General features: G+C 68.6%; 21 protein-coding genes. 12 read left to right on the plus strand and 9 right to left on the minus strand.

Annotated features, from left to right (window positions below; genetic code table 11):
• Positions 1-37: 37 nt before the first annotated feature.
• Genes G7043_RS05835 through G7043_RS05850 form a run of 4 tightly spaced genes read right to left on the minus strand, consistent with a single transcriptional unit; the run spans position 38 to position 2,040 of the window.
• Positions 38-955, minus strand: a complete 918-nt coding sequence (locus G7043_RS05835; RefSeq protein ID WP_166044954.1) for an aldo/keto reductase — start codon at positions 953-955, stop codon at positions 38-40.
• A gap of 47 nt (positions 956-1,002) precedes the next feature.
• A complete protein-coding gene (locus G7043_RS05840; protein ID WP_166044493.1) occupies positions 1,003-1,380 on the minus strand; it encodes a MerR family transcriptional regulator in 378 nt (125 codons plus the stop codon).
• 34 nt (positions 1,381-1,414) lie between these two features.
• Positions 1,415-1,801 carry a type II toxin-antitoxin system death-on-curing family toxin gene (locus G7043_RS05845; protein ID WP_112264858.1) on the minus strand — a complete coding sequence of 129 codons (387 nt, stop codon included), beginning with the start codon at positions 1,799-1,801 and terminating at the stop codon, positions 1,415-1,417.
• Between the two features lie 32 nt (positions 1,802-1,833).
• Positions 1,834-2,040, minus strand: a complete 207-nt coding sequence (locus G7043_RS05850) for a ribbon-helix-helix protein, CopG family (RefSeq protein WP_030478506.1) — start codon at positions 2,038-2,040, stop codon at positions 1,834-1,836.
• Positions 2,041-2,096: 56 nt separating this feature from the next.
• On the opposite strand from G7043_RS05850, the gene G7043_RS05855 reads away from it, so the two are divergent.
• Entirely contained in the window at positions 2,097-2,720 is a 624-nt protein-coding gene (locus G7043_RS05855; RefSeq protein ID WP_166044494.1) for a TetR/AcrR family transcriptional regulator, read from the plus strand.
• A gap of 49 nt (positions 2,721-2,769) precedes the next feature.
• On the opposite strand, the gene G7043_RS05860 is transcribed toward G7043_RS05855, so the two are convergent.
• Together G7043_RS05860 and upp are read right to left on the minus strand one after the other, a co-directional pair.
• Positions 2,770-4,068, minus strand: coding sequence for a glycoside hydrolase family 18 protein (locus G7043_RS05860; protein ID WP_166044495.1), 1,299 nt, complete (start codon positions 4,066-4,068; stop codon positions 2,770-2,772).
• A 93-nt stretch (positions 4,069-4,161) separates the two neighbouring features.
• Positions 4,162-4,785, minus strand: a complete 624-nt coding sequence (gene upp, locus G7043_RS05865; protein ID WP_166044496.1) for a uracil phosphoribosyltransferase — start codon at positions 4,783-4,785, stop codon at positions 4,162-4,164.
• Between the two features lie 75 nt (positions 4,786-4,860).
• Here upp and G7043_RS05870 point away from each other — a divergent pair, with 75 nt between their 5' ends.
• The 11 genes from G7043_RS05870 (at position 4,861) to G7043_RS05920 (ending at position 12,741) form a co-directional block, all read left to right on the plus strand.
• Complete coding sequence (locus G7043_RS05870; protein WP_166044497.1) at positions 4,861-5,853, plus strand: Gfo/Idh/MocA family protein; 993 nt, start codon at positions 4,861-4,863, stop codon at positions 5,851-5,853.
• A 62-nt stretch (positions 5,854-5,915) separates the two neighbouring features.
• Positions 5,916-6,395 carry a SigE family RNA polymerase sigma factor gene (locus G7043_RS05875; protein ID WP_166044498.1) on the plus strand — a complete coding sequence of 160 codons (480 nt, stop codon included), beginning with the start codon at positions 5,916-5,918 and terminating at the stop codon, positions 6,393-6,395.
• Positions 6,392-7,168: a hypothetical protein gene (locus G7043_RS05880; RefSeq protein WP_166044499.1), complete on the plus strand. Its 777-nt coding sequence runs from the start codon at positions 6,392-6,394 to the stop codon at positions 7,166-7,168. The genes G7043_RS05875 and G7043_RS05880 overlap by 4 nt, the downstream gene beginning before the upstream one ends.
• A 100-nt stretch (positions 7,169-7,268) precedes the next feature.
• Positions 7,269-7,466, plus strand: coding sequence for a hypothetical protein (locus tag G7043_RS05885; RefSeq protein WP_166044500.1), 198 nt, complete (start codon positions 7,269-7,271; stop codon positions 7,464-7,466).
• A gap of 19 nt (positions 7,467-7,485) precedes the next feature.
• Complete coding sequence (locus G7043_RS05890) at positions 7,486-8,130, plus strand: DUF1707 SHOCT-like domain-containing protein (protein WP_313887714.1); 645 nt, start codon at positions 7,486-7,488, stop codon at positions 8,128-8,130.
• Positions 8,131-8,158: 28 nt separating this feature from the next.
• Positions 8,159-8,683: a hypothetical protein gene (locus G7043_RS05895; protein WP_166044501.1), complete on the plus strand. Its 525-nt coding sequence runs from the start codon at positions 8,159-8,161 to the stop codon at positions 8,681-8,683.
• A complete protein-coding gene (locus G7043_RS05900; protein WP_166044502.1) occupies positions 8,683-9,084 on the plus strand; it encodes a hypothetical protein in 402 nt (133 codons plus the stop codon). Before G7043_RS05895 ends, G7043_RS05900 begins: the two co-directional genes overlap by 1 nt.
• Positions 9,085-9,119: 35 nt before the next feature.
• Entirely contained in the window at positions 9,120-9,440 is a 321-nt protein-coding gene (locus tag G7043_RS05905; RefSeq protein WP_166044503.1) for a hypothetical protein, read from the plus strand.
• Positions 9,441-9,496: 56 nt separating this feature from the next.
• Positions 9,497-10,453 carry a deoxyribose-phosphate aldolase gene (gene deoC / locus G7043_RS05910; protein WP_166044504.1) on the plus strand — a complete coding sequence of 319 codons (957 nt, stop codon included), beginning with the start codon at positions 9,497-9,499 and terminating at the stop codon, positions 10,451-10,453.
• A gap of 4 nt (positions 10,454-10,457) precedes the next feature.
• Positions 10,458-11,885, plus strand: a complete 1,428-nt coding sequence (locus G7043_RS05915) for an aldehyde dehydrogenase family protein (RefSeq protein ID WP_166044505.1) — start codon at positions 10,458-10,460, stop codon at positions 11,883-11,885.
• Positions 11,878-12,741, plus strand: coding sequence for an aldehyde dehydrogenase family protein (locus G7043_RS05920; protein ID WP_166044506.1), 864 nt, complete (start codon positions 11,878-11,880; stop codon positions 12,739-12,741). The genes G7043_RS05915 and G7043_RS05920 overlap by 8 nt, the downstream gene beginning before the upstream one ends.
• 4 nt (positions 12,742-12,745) lie before the next feature.
• Here the strand turns inward: G7043_RS05920 and G7043_RS05925 are convergent, their stop codons facing one another.
• The 3 genes from G7043_RS05925 to G7043_RS49790 are packed head-to-tail and all read right to left on the minus strand — an operon-like array spanning position 12,746 to position 14,708.
• Positions 12,746-12,952, minus strand: a complete 207-nt coding sequence (locus G7043_RS05925) for a hypothetical protein (protein ID WP_166044507.1) — start codon at positions 12,950-12,952, stop codon at positions 12,746-12,748.
• A 2-nt stretch (positions 12,953-12,954) separates the two neighbouring features.
• Positions 12,955-13,581 (minus strand): response regulator, encoded by a 627-nt coding sequence (locus G7043_RS05930; RefSeq protein WP_166044508.1) that lies wholly within the window; start codon positions 13,579-13,581, stop codon positions 12,955-12,957.
• Positions 13,578-14,708, minus strand: a complete 1,131-nt coding sequence (locus tag G7043_RS49790; protein WP_166044509.1) for a sensor histidine kinase — start codon at positions 14,706-14,708, stop codon at positions 13,578-13,580. The genes G7043_RS05930 and G7043_RS49790 overlap by 4 nt, the downstream gene beginning before the upstream one ends.
• Positions 14,709-14,761 lie beyond the last annotated feature (53 nt).

The following is a 14,761-nucleotide window of genomic DNA, read 5'->3' on the forward strand; positions in this document are numbered from 1 at the left end:
CTGTGGACAACCCTGGGGATATCTTCGAACGTGTGTTCTAACGGCCGATCGAGCTCATGTCCGGGTACCGGTCACCGGCCACGGCCGAGGCGGGTACGGCGGCCTCGATCGCGGCGAGATCGTCGGCGGACAGCTCCAGGGCGGCCGCCGCGACGTTCTCCTCCAGGTACTTGATCCGCTTGGTTCCCGGAATCGGCACCACGTCCGAGCCGCGGTGCTGCACCCAGGCCAGCGCCAGCTGCCCGGCGGTGACGCCGCGCTCCTCGGCCAGTGCGCGAAGCTCGGCGACCATCTTCAGGTTCGCGTCGAGGTTCGAGCCGGTGAACCGCGGCTGTGCGACGCCGCGGAAGTCACCCTCGCCGAAATCGGCGGCGGAGGTGAAACGGCCGGTCAGCACGCCACGGCCCAAAGGCGAGTACGGCACGAGGCCGATGCCCAGCTCACGGGCGGTCGGCACGATCTCGGCCTCGATGTCCCGCGACCACAGCGACCACTCGCTCTGCAGAGCGGTGATCGGGTGCACCGCGTGGGCGCGCCGCAGGGTCAAGGCACCGGCCTCGGACAGGCCGAGGAACCGCACCTTGCCCTCGGTGACCAGCTCGGCCATCGCGCCGACGGTCTCCTCGATGGGCGTGTCCGCCGGCACCCGGTGCAGGTAGTACAGGTCGATCACGTCCGTGCCGAGCCGCTGCAAAGAGCCCTCGACGGCCGACCGCACGTACTCGCGGTCGCCGCGCACGCCACGACGGTCGCCGTCGCGCACGATGCCGAACTTCGTGGCCAGCACGACGTCGGAACGACGGCCCGCGATGGCTCGGCCCACGAGTTCCTCGTTCAGGTGCGGCCCGTACATGTCGGCCGTGTCGAGCAGCGTCACCCCGAGTTCCAGGGCCCGGTGGATCACCGAGATCGACTCCGACTCGTCGCCGGCGCCGTAGAACTCCGACATTCCCATGCAGCCGAGCCCCTGCGGCCCGACCTCCAACGATCCCAACAAACGGCTCACGCCGTCGCCTCCAAGTCCCGCTCGACCAGCGCGTAGTGGTCGATCTTGTAGTCGAGCACCTCCAGGGACGTCTGCAGCTCCGCCACGCGGGCGCGGACGTCGTTGCGGTGCTCCACGAGGATCTGCTTGCGGCGTCCTGCTGTCAGGTCGCCGCCGTGTCTGAGCTGCGCGAACTCACGCATCATGCGGATCGGCATGCCGGTCGTGCGCAGGCGCGTCACGAAGGCCAGCCAGCCGAGGTCGTCCTCCGAGTAGCTGCGGCGACCACCCGAGTCACGCGCGGGCGGGTCGACGAGCCCGATTCGTTCGTAGTAGCGCAAGGTGTCGATGGACAACCCACTGCGCTGCGCGGCTTGGGCTATCGAGTAACTCACGGGTTCGACGCTACGAGCTAGAGCGCACTCTAGGTCAAGCGGAATCCTTCGGGAGTCCCCACGCTTCGAGATGGCCGGCCATCTCCGGGACGTCGATCTTGTCACGTCCCAGGGCTCTCACCAGACCCAGCGCGTCGTCCTCGTCCGCGTCGATCCAGTAGCCGTTGATGTCGCACATCGTGACGGCGGAGACCCAGCCGAGCCGCCAGTTTCCCTCGACCAGAGGGCGGGTTCGCACGATCGAGTCAAGTAATGCGGAGGACTTCAGCCACAGCGTGTCGTAGGCCTCCACGCCGAGCACGGTGGCGCGAGGACGGTAGGCCGCCGTGTCCAGCAGGCCGATGTCCCGGACGACGAGGTCGCCGCCGGTCACAGCCGTGGCCAGCACCAAGAGGTCCCCGGCGTCGAGGTAGGAGATCACAGCACCCAGTTGATCACAGAGGTCTGACAGTTTCAGGAAGATCCGAGCCTATCCAAAAGACCTCGATACTTGGGCAGGACTCGCCCGAGTACCTCGCCGAGCTTTTCTTCCTGCTGCATGCGCTGGTAACGGTCCGCGATCGCCAGCCGCACGACCTCCTGCTTGGAGCGGCCCTCGGACTGCGCCAGTTCAGCGAGCCGCAGGTTCTCCTCTTCGGTCAACCGCAAGGTCATCGCCATTCCAGGCACGGTACCAATGTGATACCACTCAAGCCAGAGGCCGTTAGGATTGCGTGATGCCCAGGCCCAAGACCCACGACGACGCGCTGCGACGGCGTCTGCTCGAACGGGCGGGCGAGCTGCTCAGCACCGAGGGCCCAGCCGCGGTGAGCCTGCGCAAGATCGCCACCGACGTCAACACGTCCACCACGGCGGTCTATTCCCTCTTCGGCGGCAAACCGGCGCTGCTCGAGGCGCTCTACGACGAGGCGTTCCACCGGTTCGGCACGCACCTGGCCGCGGTGCCGGTCACCGAGGACCCCGCGGAGGACCTGGTCCAGATCGGGCTCGCGTACCGGCGCAGCGCGCTCGCGGACCCGCACTTCTACTCGGTGCTGTACTCGAAGGTCGTCGAACCGACGAAGGCGATGAGCCGCGCGGCCGGGCGGACGTTCGCGCCGGTGATCGACACCGTGCGGCGCGCGGTCGAGGGAGGGGTCTTCGTCGACGAGGAGCCGGAGCAGATCGCGATGTCGATGTGGGGCATCGCGCACGGCCTGGTGAGCCTGGAGCTCAACGGCAACCTGCCGCAGGGCATCGATCCCGCCGCCACCTACGAGCTGGCGCTGCGCGCGCACGGCCGTGGGTGGTTGACGGAATCCGGGGAGGCGGCCGCCGCGAAACCTCCCCGGACCCGCTGAACTGTCCGATCCGGACAGTTCGTCTTCTGCGCGGCCTAACTGCAGGGCATCACCTGAGAGCGCCGTCCAGCGCCTTGATCAGTTCACCTTGTGCGGTGTCACCGTCGAGCGACCAGATCATCGCTCCACCGAGCCTGCGGTCGTTGATGAAGCGAGCCTTGCGCTTCATCTCCGTCGCGTCGTCGTAGGTCCACCAGGTCTTGCCGTCGTAGATCCACGCGAAGCCGGCGCGCTCGTCGCGGTAGATCTTGTAGGTGTTGCCGGGCTCGGAGAGCTTCGCCTTGATGCGGTGGAAGTCCTCGTAGCCCGCCTCGTACTTGGCCGGCGCCGGCACACCGGTGCCGAACAGGCCGTTGCGCGTGCCGGGGGCGACGCCGTCCCAGCCGCGGCCGTAGAACGGAACACCGAGCACGGCCTTCGAGCGCGGAGCACCGCGCCGCAGCCAGGCGTTGACCGTCACCTCGGAGCTGAACTCGAACTCCGACGGGTCGCCCTGGGGCACGCGCAGCGCGGACTGCTGGTTCGCCGGAGCGTCCCACGCGCCGTGGTAGTCATAGCCCTGCAGCGTGCCGAAGGTGAGGTAGCAGAACACCTTCGAGACCTCGAAGCCGCGATCGACCTGGACCGGGTCGGCCGGCAGGAACGCGGTCAGGTCGCGGTTCCAGCCCATCTGCTTGCGGTACTCGGCGAGCAGCTTGGTGAAGTTCTGCTTGTCCTCGGGGCGAACGACGTTCGGCGGGGTCATGTTGCCGTTGCTGGCAGGCCATTCCCAGTCGAGGTCGATGCCGTCGAAGACGCCCTTCGCGGCACCCTCCGGCATGCCGGGCAGGTTGCCCTTGATCCACATGTCGGTGCACGACTTGACGTGCGCGGCGCGCGAGACGTCGTCCAGCGCGGCGTTGGAGAAGTAGCGCGAGCCCGTCCAGCCGCCCAGCGAGATGTTGATCCTCAGCTTGGGGTACTTGGCTTTGAGCTGCTTGAGCTGGTTGAGGTTGCCCATCAGCGGCTGGCCTGCCTCGTCGGCCTTGCCGCTCACGGACTGCTCGGCGGTGTGCGGCATCTGCCAGTCCGCCCACGGGTCGGCGCTGATGCACTTGCCCGACTCGTCGAGGAAGCCGAAGGCGTAGTTCAGGTGCGTGAGCCGCGCCGCGGCCCCGCTGTCGACGAGGTTCTTCACCCGGAAGTTCCGGTCGTACACGCCCCACTGGATGAAGTACCCGACGGTGCGGGTCTTCGAATAGCCGTGGTGCCCATTGGTCTCGACGTCTGCGTTCGCGGGCGCGTGGGCCAGCGACGCGGACAGGGCGCCGACCGCGAGTGCGGCGACACCCCATCTCCGTCTGGACATGTGACTCCTCAATCGATGCGGCAGCGGCGATGTGGTCCAGAGCACGATAGGCCTGAGGTCTAGACCACTGCTACGTCCGATCGGAGGTATGTCCTAAACCGCTCCGTACAGACGGTCACCGGCATCGCCCAGACCAGGCACGATGAAGCCGCTGTCGTTCAACCGCTCGTCCACCGACGCCGTAATGAGACGAACTGGCAGCTTCGAGTCCTCGAGATGGTTGATGCCCTCGGGCGCGGCGAGCACGCACACGGCCGTCACGTCGGTCGCACCGCGCTGGGTCAGCAACCGGATCGTGTAAGCCATCGAACCGCCGGTCGCGAGCATCGGGTCGAGCACGAACACCGGGCGTCCGGCGAGGTCCTCCGGCAGCGACTCCATGTACGGCGTCGGCTGCAGCGTCTCCTCGTCGCGGGCGAGCCCCACGAACCCCATCTGGGCGTCCGGGATCAGCTTGTGCGCCTGGTCGGCCATGCCCAGACCGGCCCGCAGCACCGGCACGAGCAACGGCGGGTTCGCCAGCCGATAGCCGGTGGTGCGCGCGACGGGCGTGTGCGTGCGGTCCTCCGCCAGCGGCGCCTCGCGCATGGCTTCGTAGACCAGCATGACGGTGAGTTCCTGCAACGCGGCGCGGAAAGCGGCGTTGTCGGTGCGCGCGTCGCGCATGGTGGTGAGTCTCGCCTTGGCGAGCGGATGATCGACGACGAGGACGTCCATGCCGGACACCGTAACCGCGGGAAACCGATCCGACGGAGTAAACGCCGTTAACTGCGGAGGTGTAGGGTCGGCCGCGTGACAGACCACGTGCGCATCGGAGTGCTCGGCGCGGCCATGATCACGCCGCCCGCCGTCGTCCGCCCGGCCCGCTCCTCCACCGTCGCCGAGGTCGTGGCGATCGCCGCCCGTTCGGCCGCGCGAGCCCAGGCCTTCGCCGACAAGCACGGCATTGCCCGCGTGCACGGGTCGTACGAGGACCTGCTCGCGGACCCGGCCGTCGACGCCGTCTACAACCCGCTGCCGAACGGCCTGCACGGCAAGTGGACGCTGGCCGCCCTGGAAGCCGGCAAGCACGTGCTGTGCGAGAAGCCGTTCACCGCCAACGCCGCGGAAGCCGCTGCCGTGGCGGACGCCGCCCGTGGTTCCGGTCTCGTGGTGATGGAGGCGTTCCACTACCGGTACCACCCGCTGGCGATGCGCGTGGCCGAGATCATCCAGTCCGGCGTGCTGGGCCCGTTGCGGCACGTCGAGGCCTCGGTCTGCTTCCCGCTGCCGATGCTCTCCAACATCCGCTACGACTACTCGCTCGCGGGCGGCGCGATGATGGACGCCGGCTGCTACTCCGTGCACATGGCGCGCCTGCTGGGCGACGAAGAACCCGAGGTGCGGTCGGCGCGGGCGTTGTTGCGCGGGCCGTCGATCGACCGGGCGATGCGCGCGTCGCTGCGTTTCCCGTCCGGCCACACGGGTTCCGTGCACGCGTCGCTGTGGTCGTCCGCGGTGCTCAAGCTGTCCATGAAGGCCATCGGCGAGAACGGCACGCTGCGCGTCCTCAACCCGCTCGGCCCGCAAGCGTTCCACCGGTTGTCGTTGAAGCTCAAGAACCACAGCACTTCGGAGACGTTCGGCAAGCGCCCGACCTACGCCTACCAGCTGGACGCGTTCACCGACGCGGTGCTGCACGGCAAGCCGTTCCCGACGACCGCGGACGACGCGGTGAAGAACATGACGGTGATCGACTCGATCTACCGGGCCGCCGGGCTTCCACTGCGCCAGCCGACCGTGTGACCCAGGTCACCCAACCTGCCCTCCTCCGCGCCGTGTCTTGAGTGCGACGGGGAGGGGGAGGGTTGGCTGACCACGAGTACACCGAGTACGTCACCGCGGCGTTGCCCTGGTTGCGCCGCACCGCCTATCTGCTCAGCGGCGACGTGCACACGGCCGATGACGTCGTGCAGGTGGCGATCACCCGGCTGTACCTGAACTGGCGGAAGGCCAAGGCTGCCGACGACATCGACGCGTACGTGCGCACGATCCTCGTCCGCACGTACCTCAACGAGCGCAGACGGCCATGGCGCCGCGTGCGCCTGTTCGACCGCGTGGACGGGTTTCCCGCGGTCGCGAACCCGGACTTCGAGACGCGCGAGGAAGTCCGGGTCGCCCTGATGCGGGTGCCGCCGGGGCAACGGGCGGTGCTCGTGCTGCGGTTCCTCTGCGACCTGCCGGTGGCCGAGGTCGCCCAGGTCCTGCGGTGCTCGGAAGGCACGGTGAAAAGCCAGACCTCGGCCGGACTCGCGGCCCTGCGCACGCGGTTGGGAGTGACTCGATGAGGCCTGAAGTGTCCGAAGAGGACGGTGCACGGCTGTTCGAGCCGTTGCGGACCGTGGACGTTCCCGCTTCCGACGGTGTCAGCGTCCAGCGGGCGATCACGGCCGGGAAGCGCGAGAAGGCGTTGCGCGTGGTGGCGGCCGGGGTGTTCGTGCTGATCGTGGCGGGCGTGGTGCCGTTGCTGCTGCGGCCTTCCGAACAACCGCGGCCGGCCGCCGGCAGTTTCGACCCGTTGGTGCGCACGATCAGCGTCGAGGCGGCGGGCGGGTTCGAGCCGGAGATGTACCTCACCGGGCGCGAGCGCCAGGAGATCGTGCTGCGACCGGAGCAGAACGGCGACCAGGCCGCCGGCGTGACGGTGCACGCGCCCGGCAGGATCGGCGTGCCGCGCGGCGAGAGGATGCCGGACGTCAACGGCAAACGCGCGCTGTGGACGGATTCACACCTGGCCTTCGAGTGGGCGCCGGGAGCGTGGGCGACCGTGACCGTCGAAGGCTTCCGCGACAACAGGGACCGGGCGCTCCAGATCGCGCGGAGCGTGCGGTTCGGCGAGGGCCTCCAGATGCTGATCCCGTTCACCGTGCAGACGTCGTGGACGTTGGCGGGCACCCGCGAGACCTCGCGCGACGTCGAACTGGTCTTCACGAACGGCGTCCGCCTCGCACTGCGCGCCGGCGTCGGCTACGCGGTGGGCGACGTGCCCCGGGCGGAGCTGGAGGCGGTGGAGAAGTCGGTGCGACCGGCTGACCCTCCGGTCACCAACCCGTTCCGATGACCACCCGATTCGGTGGCCGCACAACCCGATCCGGGAGTAAAGAATCGACATGGCGACTCCGAAACGTCTCGTAGCCAGTTGAGACGCGGAGGTGCGAACGGTGACCATCGAACAGAAGCCCGTCCAGCAGTTGTGTGAATCCCCGCTGCTCATCCTGGGTGTGTCGGCCTCGCTGGCGGTGGTGATCGGCGTGCTGCCGGTGCTCTGGGGTCACAGCCCGACGCTCGCTACGGCGCTCGGAGCACTGCTGGTGCTGGCATTTGCGATCACCGTGAAGTTCGCCCCGAACAGGAAGTGACGGTTCTAGACTCGATCGGGTGAGCGACGAGCTGGTACCCGCTGACCAGAGTCACATGCGCGCCTCGGACGCGGACCGGGAACGGATCGCGCAGGTGCTGCACAAGGCGACCGCCGAAGGTCGCCTCGACATCCACGAGCTGGACGAGCGGCTCGTGGCCGTCTACGCCGCGAAGACCTACGGCGAACTCGTTCCGATCACCGCCGATCTGGTGCTGAGCGGCCTCGAGCAACCCGCCGCCGTGCCGCAGTACCAGCCCGCGGTGAGCGACCGGATCGGCGGCCAGCCCGGCAGCGCGGTGTCCGTCGCCTTCTGGTCCGGCGTCAACCGCAAGGGCCAGTGGACCGTTCCGCGCATGCACAACGCCGTCGCGGTCATGGGCGGCATCGAGATCGACCTGACCCACGCCCGGTTCGCCGAGGCCGAGGTCACCATCAGCGTGTTCGCGTTCTGGGGCGGCGTCGAGATCCGCGTGCCCGACGACATCAACGTCAACGTCGACGGGTTCGGCTTCATGGGCGCCTTCGAGGACCACGCTCCGAGCCGCCGGCACATCCCGGGCGCGCCGACGGTGCGCATCACCGGGCTCGCGATCATGGGCGGTGTCGAGGTCAAGGGGCCCAAGAAGAAGAAGTCCCAGATCTTGCGCGAACTGCTCGACTGACGGTTCGCGGAGCCGAGCCGAAGAACGAATGGTGCTTCTCATCGTCGCGCTCGCCGGCGGCCCGGTGAACCCGGCGACGTTGCTGCCCATCCCGGAGGCAGCAGAGCCCGCGGTCACCACTACCACGGACGCCACCACTCCGTCACCCGAGGCAAACATCGTTGCCACGCAACGAAACCAACGCCTCTTCCTCTATCAGGTGGCGCTGCCGGTGCTGGCGCCCGCGATCGACGTCTTCGCGGTGCTGAGCCTGTGGTCGGACCCCGTGGCCGGCGCTCTCGCCTGGCTCGGGTTCCTGGCGCTGCAGCTGATCCCGGCGGTGATCGCGTTCCGGCTCGACGGCGAACGGCTGCGGCCGTTGTGGGCGGTCGCGCTGCAGCCGGTCGTCTACCGGCAGCTCATGTACCTGGTCGTGATCCAGTCCGTGATCACCGCACTGGCCGGTGCGGTGCTGCCGTGGCAGAAGCTCAAGCGGACCGGCAGCGCGGCGCAGGACGCGCCGGAGATCGACGAGCGCACGGTGCCGCTCAACCGGCGCGAGCTGGTGCGGTGATGCTGTTCGCCGACCTCGTCGAGGGCGCGGCACGGGAAGGCGTGGACGTCTGGCTCAAGATGGACGGCCCGCGCTACGCGGACGACCTGCCTCCGTGGACCGTCGTGCTGCGGCACCCGGATCTCGGTGCGACCGGGACGCGGCGAGCCGACCTCCGGCACTTCCACCAGGTGATCGGGTTCGTCCAGGGACATGTGGGAACACTGCCGGGTGACTGGTCGTGGCTGGGCGACCACGTCGATCCCGGCGAGCTGCCGGAGATCTTCGAGCGGCTGGGCCGCACGGGGTTGCTCGTGATCCTCAGCTACGACGGCCGCTGGACGCTCGCCGTCAACGGGCCGGACGTGGGCAGCTTCGCCACCCTCGAGGACTGCCTGATCAGCGCGAACGTCCTCGTTTAGGACGGCTGCCCGTACGAACTGCCCAGGAGGAAACGATGGTCGCGATGATCGCGTTCGCGGACGGCGACGTCACGATGCGCAGCGGCTACTTCGAGGTCGTGATCGGCAAGCTGCGGGCGAGCTCCACCGACCCCGCCGACGTCGAGGTCTGCGATTCCGCCGCCATCGTCAACTGCCTGTGGGTCGACGAGATTCCGGCCGCGCGCAAGTGCGCCGTGCTGCGCAACCTGAGCGCCGTTCTCGACGAGTGTCTGGGCAGCGCCGACTTCGCGGACAACGACACCGCGCTGTTCGAGTTCGAGATGGCGAAGCTGGAGCTGACGGAGCGGTATCCGACCTGCTTCCACAGTGCCTGATCAGCGCGAACGTCCTCACTTAGGACGGGCGTCCCATTCCGCTTAGACTCCGTGGCATGGCTGCTCCAACGACACTGCCGTCGGCCCTGGCTGACGCCGTGCGCGACGAATCGTCGCTGCGGCGTTTCCTGCACGGGCTCCCCGGCGTCGACCAGGTCGGCGTCGAGCAACGAGCCGCGGGCCTCGGCACGCGGAGCATCAAGAAGGCCTCCAAGCTGCACGCCATCGACCTGGCGATCAGCATGGTCGACCTGACCACGCTGGAAGGCGCGGACACGCCCGGCAAGGTGCGCAGCCTGGCCGCCAAGGCGAAGCGGCCGGACCCCGAGCGGCCCGAAGTGCCGCGGGTGGCGGCGGTCTGCGTCTACCCGGACATGGTCAAGACGGCGGCCGACGAGCTCAAGGGCACCGGGATCAACGTCGCCAGCGTCGCGACCGCGTTCCCCAGTGGGCGCAGCACGATCGACATCAAGCTGGCCGACACCAGGTTCGCCGTCGAACAGGGCGCGTCCGAGGTCGACATGGTGATCGACCGCGGTGCGTTCCTGTCCGGCCGGTACGGGCTGGTGTTCGAGGAGATCGTCAAGGTCAAGGAAGCCTGCGGGGACGCGCACCTCAAGGTCATCCTGGAGACCGGCGAGCTCGTGACTTACGACAACGTGCGCCGCGCGTCGTGGCTCGCGCTGCTGGCCGGTGGTGACTTCATCAAGACGTCGACCGGCAAGGTGCAGCCCGCCGCGACGTTGCCGGTGACGCACGTGATGCTGCAGGCCGTGCGGGACTGGAAGAACCAGACCGGCGAGCTGCGCGGGGTCAAGCCCGCCGGCGGCATCCGCAACACCAAGGACGCGATCAAGTACCTGGTGGCCGTGCACGAGGTGGCCGGGCCGGAGTGGCTCGACCCGCACCTCTTCCGGTTCGGCGCGTCGACGTTGCTGAACGACCTGCTCATGCAGCGGCGGACCCAGTTGGACGGCCACTACAGCGGCCCGGACTACGTGACGGTGGACTGAAGACATGTGGGAATACGCCCCCGCGCCCGAGTCGCGGGACATCGCGAACCTCAAGCCGAACTACCGGATGTTCGTCGACGGCAAGTTCGTCGAGGGCACCGGCGAACCGCTCAAGACCATCAACCCGGCCACCGAAGAGGTGCTGGCGGAGGTCTCGACCGCGTCGCAGTCCGATGTGGACACCGCGGTCAAGGCCGCCCGCAAGGCCTACGACCGCGTGTGGTCGAAGATGCCCGGCAGTGAGCGGGCCAAGTACATCTACCGGATCGCGCGGCAGATCCAGGAGCGCGGGCGCGAGCTCGCGGTGCTGGAGTCGCTCGACAACGGCAAGCCGATCAAGGAGTCGCGCGACGTCGACGTGCCCACGGCGGCGGCGCACTTCTTCTACCACGCGGGCTGGGCGGACAAGCTCGGCTACGCGGGCTACGGGCCCGCCCCGTTGCCGCTCGGCGTTGCGGGACAGGTGATCCCGTGGAACTTCCCGCTGCTGATGGCCGCGTGGAAGATCGCACCCGCGCTCGCGTGCGGCAACACCGTCGTGCTGAAGCCGGCCGAGACCACGCCGCTCACGGCGTTGGTGCTGGCGGACATCATCCAGCAGTGCGACCTGCCGCCGGGTGTCGTCAACATCATCCCCGGCGCCGGTGACGTCGGTGCCTCGCTCGTCGAGCACCCGGACGTCAACAAGGTGGCGTTCACGGGGTCGACCGACGTCGGCAAGATCATTCAGCGCCAGCTGGCCGGGACGAACAAGAAGCTCACGCTGGAGCTGGGCGGCAAGGCCGCGAACATCGTGTTCGACGACGCGCCGCTCGACCAGGCCGTCGAGGGCATCGTCAACGGCATCTTCTTCAACCAGGGCCACGTCTGCTGCGCCGGCAGCCGCCTGCTGGTGCAGGAATCCGTCGCCGACGAGGTGCTGGAGAAGCTGCAGGCCAGGATCAACACCCTGCGCGTCGGCGACCCGCTGGACAAGAACACCGACGTCGGCGCGATCAACTCGCGCGAGCAGCTCACCAAGATCAAGGAGCTGACCGAGTCGGGCGAGGCCGAGGGCGCGCAGCGGTGGACGTCGTCCTGTCCGTTGCCGGACAAGGGTTTCTTCTTCGCGCCGACCGTCTTCTCGAACGTGTCGCAGGCGATGCGGATCGCCCGTGAGGAGATCTTCGGCCCGGTGCTGTCGGTGCTGACGTTCCGCACGCCGGAGGAGGCCGTGGCCAAGGCGAACAACACGCCGTACGGCCTGTCCGCCGGTGTGTGGACGGAGAAGGGCTCGCGCATTCTCTGGATGGCGCAACGGATGCGCGCCGGTGTGGTGTGGTCCAACACGTTCAACCGCTTCGACCCGACCGCCCCGTTCGGCGGGTACCAGGAGTCGGGCTTCGGCCGTGAGGGCGGCCGCACCGGTCTGGAGGCCTACCTCGATGTCTGATCGCGTCACGGTCGCGAAGACCTACAAGCTCTACATCGGCGGCGCCTTCCCGCGCTCCGAGTCCGGCCGCAGCTACCCGGTGACCGACTCGAAGGGCACCTTCCTCGCCAACGCCGCGCAGGGCTCCCGCAAGGACGCCCGGGACGCGGTCGCCGCCGCCCGCAAGGCTTTCGACAAGTGGTCCGGTGCCACCGCGTACAACCGCGGCCAGGTCCTGTACCGCGTGGCCGAGGTGCTGGAGGGCCGCCGCGAGCAGTTCATCAGCGAGGTCGCGGCTTCTGAAGGCGTGCAGCTGAAGAAGGCGCAGTCCATCGTGGACACCGCGATCGACCGCTGGGTCTGGTACGCGGGCTGGACGGACAAGATCGCGGCCGTGCTGGGTTCCGCGAACCCCGTCGCCGGGCCGTACTTCTCGTTCTCCACGCCGGAACCGACGGGCGTGGTGGCCGTGCTGGCACCGCAGCAGTCGTCGTTGCTGGGCCTGGTGTCGGTGATCGCCCCGGTGATCGCTTCCGGCAACACGGCGGTGGTCATCACCTCGCAGGACCGGCCGCTGCCCGCGATCACGCTGTCCGAGGTGCTCGCCACCAGCGACGTGCCGGGTGGCGTGGTCAACATCATCACCGGCCGCACCGCCGAGATCGCGCCGTGGCTCGCGTCGCACGCCGACGTGAACGCGCTCGACCTCACCGGCGCACCGGAGTCGCTCCGCGAGGACCTGGAGCGGAGTGCGGCCGGCACGGTGAAACGCGTGCTGCGCAACAAGGTCAGCGAGGACTTCGCGGTCACGCCGGACATGTCGCGGCTGCGCGCCTACCTGGAGACGAAGACGGTCTGGCACCCCATGGGGGTGTAAGCCATCAGTCGGCGGCGTAGGCCTTGCCCTGCGCCGCCAGCTCCTCCCCGAGGATCCTGATCGACTTCGGGCCGATGCCGTGGATCTTCAGCAGCTCCTTCGCGGAGACCTTCGTGAGCGAGTCGAACGTCGTGTAGCCGTTCAACGCCAGCTCGCGGTTCGCGACCTTGCCGATGCTGCGCGGGAACTCCGTCGACGGGTGCTCGGACATGCTCAGGAGTTCACCAGACCAGCGCGCCACGCCCAAGAGGCGATGCCGACCCGGTTGCGCACGTTGAGCTTCGTCTGCACGGACGCGAGGTGTGTCTTCACCGTCGACAGCGACAGGAAGAGCTCCGACGCGATCTCCTGGTTGCTGAGCCCGCGCGCCACCTCGCGCACGACGTCCTGCTCGCGTGCGGTCAGCAGCCCGAGGTCGGGGCGCTCGGCCGGCCGGGCGAAGTGCTCCAGCATCCGCACGGTGACCTGGGGCGATATCAGCGCGTTGCCCTGCGCCGCCGCCCGCACCGCCTCGACCAGCAACGCCGGTCCCGCGTCCTTGGTCAGGAAGCCGGAAGCGCCGTTCTCCAACGCCGTGTGCACGTACTCGTCCAGGTCGAACGTCGTCACCACGACGACCTTGGTCGTGGGCGAGAGCTTCTTGGTGACCTCGAGGCCGTCCAGGCCGGGCATGCGGATGTCGAGCAGCGCCACGTCCGGCTTGAGCTCGCGGGCGGCGGTGACGGCCGAGATGCCGTCGGGCACGTCCGCGACCACGGTGATGTCCGGTTGCTTCTCCAGGATCATCCGGAAACCGACGCGGACCATCTCCTGGTCGTCGGCGATGAGAACCGAGATCACTTCGTCCCTTCCAGGGGTAGCTCGGCGAGCACCTGCCAGCCGTTCTCACGCGGGCCCGCCGAGAACAGGCCGCCGAGCAGGTCGACCCGCTCACGCATGCCTACGAGACCGTATCCGCCCTGGTTCAGCTCGCCAGGCCGGCCGTCGTCGGCGACGACCACGCGCAGCGCGCCGCCCTGCGTCCGGGAGATCTCCACGTCGATCATCGTCGGGGACTGGGCGTGTTTGTGCACGTTCGTGAGCGACTCCTGGACCAGGCGCAACACCGAACGGCCGAGCTCAGGCGGCACCTCGTCGGGCAGGTCGATGCGCAGCCGTGTCTCGAAGCCGAGCTCACGGGTGCGTTCGACGGTCGAGATGACGTCGGCGGCCAGGTCGGTCGTGGCGACCTCGTTCTCGCCCTGACGCAGGGTGCCGACCATCCGCCGCATCGCGCCCAGCGCTTCCGTGCCCGATCGGACGATGCCCGGCAGCAACCTGTGGGCGGCGCGCGGGTCGTCGTCGGAGACCTCCAGCGCGGCCTGGGCCTGCACGAGCATGCCCGTCACGTGGTGGGCGACCACGTCGTGCAGCTCGCGGGCCAGCGCGATCCGCTCCTCCTTCTGGGCGTCGGTGACGGCGGCCGCGATGAGCCGGCCGCTCTCGGTGTCGCGGGCGCGGAAGTACAGACCGATGCCGACGGCGCCGAAGCCCAGGACCAGCGAGCCCAGCATCTCGTTGTAGTTGCTCGACGAGATCCAGTTGTCGCGGACGATCGCGGCGAAGAAGCTCACGGCCATCAGCGAGCCGACCGACCAGGTGGCGGCGCGACGCGGTTCCTCGCGCACGATGACCGCGGTCAGGACCAGGCACGCGGCGGTCTCGGCGACGGTCAGCGGGCTCAGCAGCGTCGGCAGGTTCACGTTGAACAGCCGGAAGATGAACGACGACACGAAGATCGACGTCACCGTCACCGGGATGGCGAAGGCACGTGACTTGAACGACGTGACGGCCGCGATGCACGGTGGCACGCTCAGCAGCCAGACCAGCGCCTCGGCGCTGCCCGGCCCGTTCATGAGCACGAGCTCGCCGAGCATCAGCAGCGCGAGAGCGGCGGCGATCGGCCATTGGCCCCGATGACTGTCCACGGCAGACAACGGTAGGACCACCACACCTCTCCGGCCTCGGTCATCCGGCTGAT

The organism is Lentzea alba, from assembly GCF_011067745.1.
GTDB classification, from domain to species: Bacteria; Actinomycetota; Actinomycetes; order Mycobacteriales; family Pseudonocardiaceae; genus Lentzea; species Lentzea alba.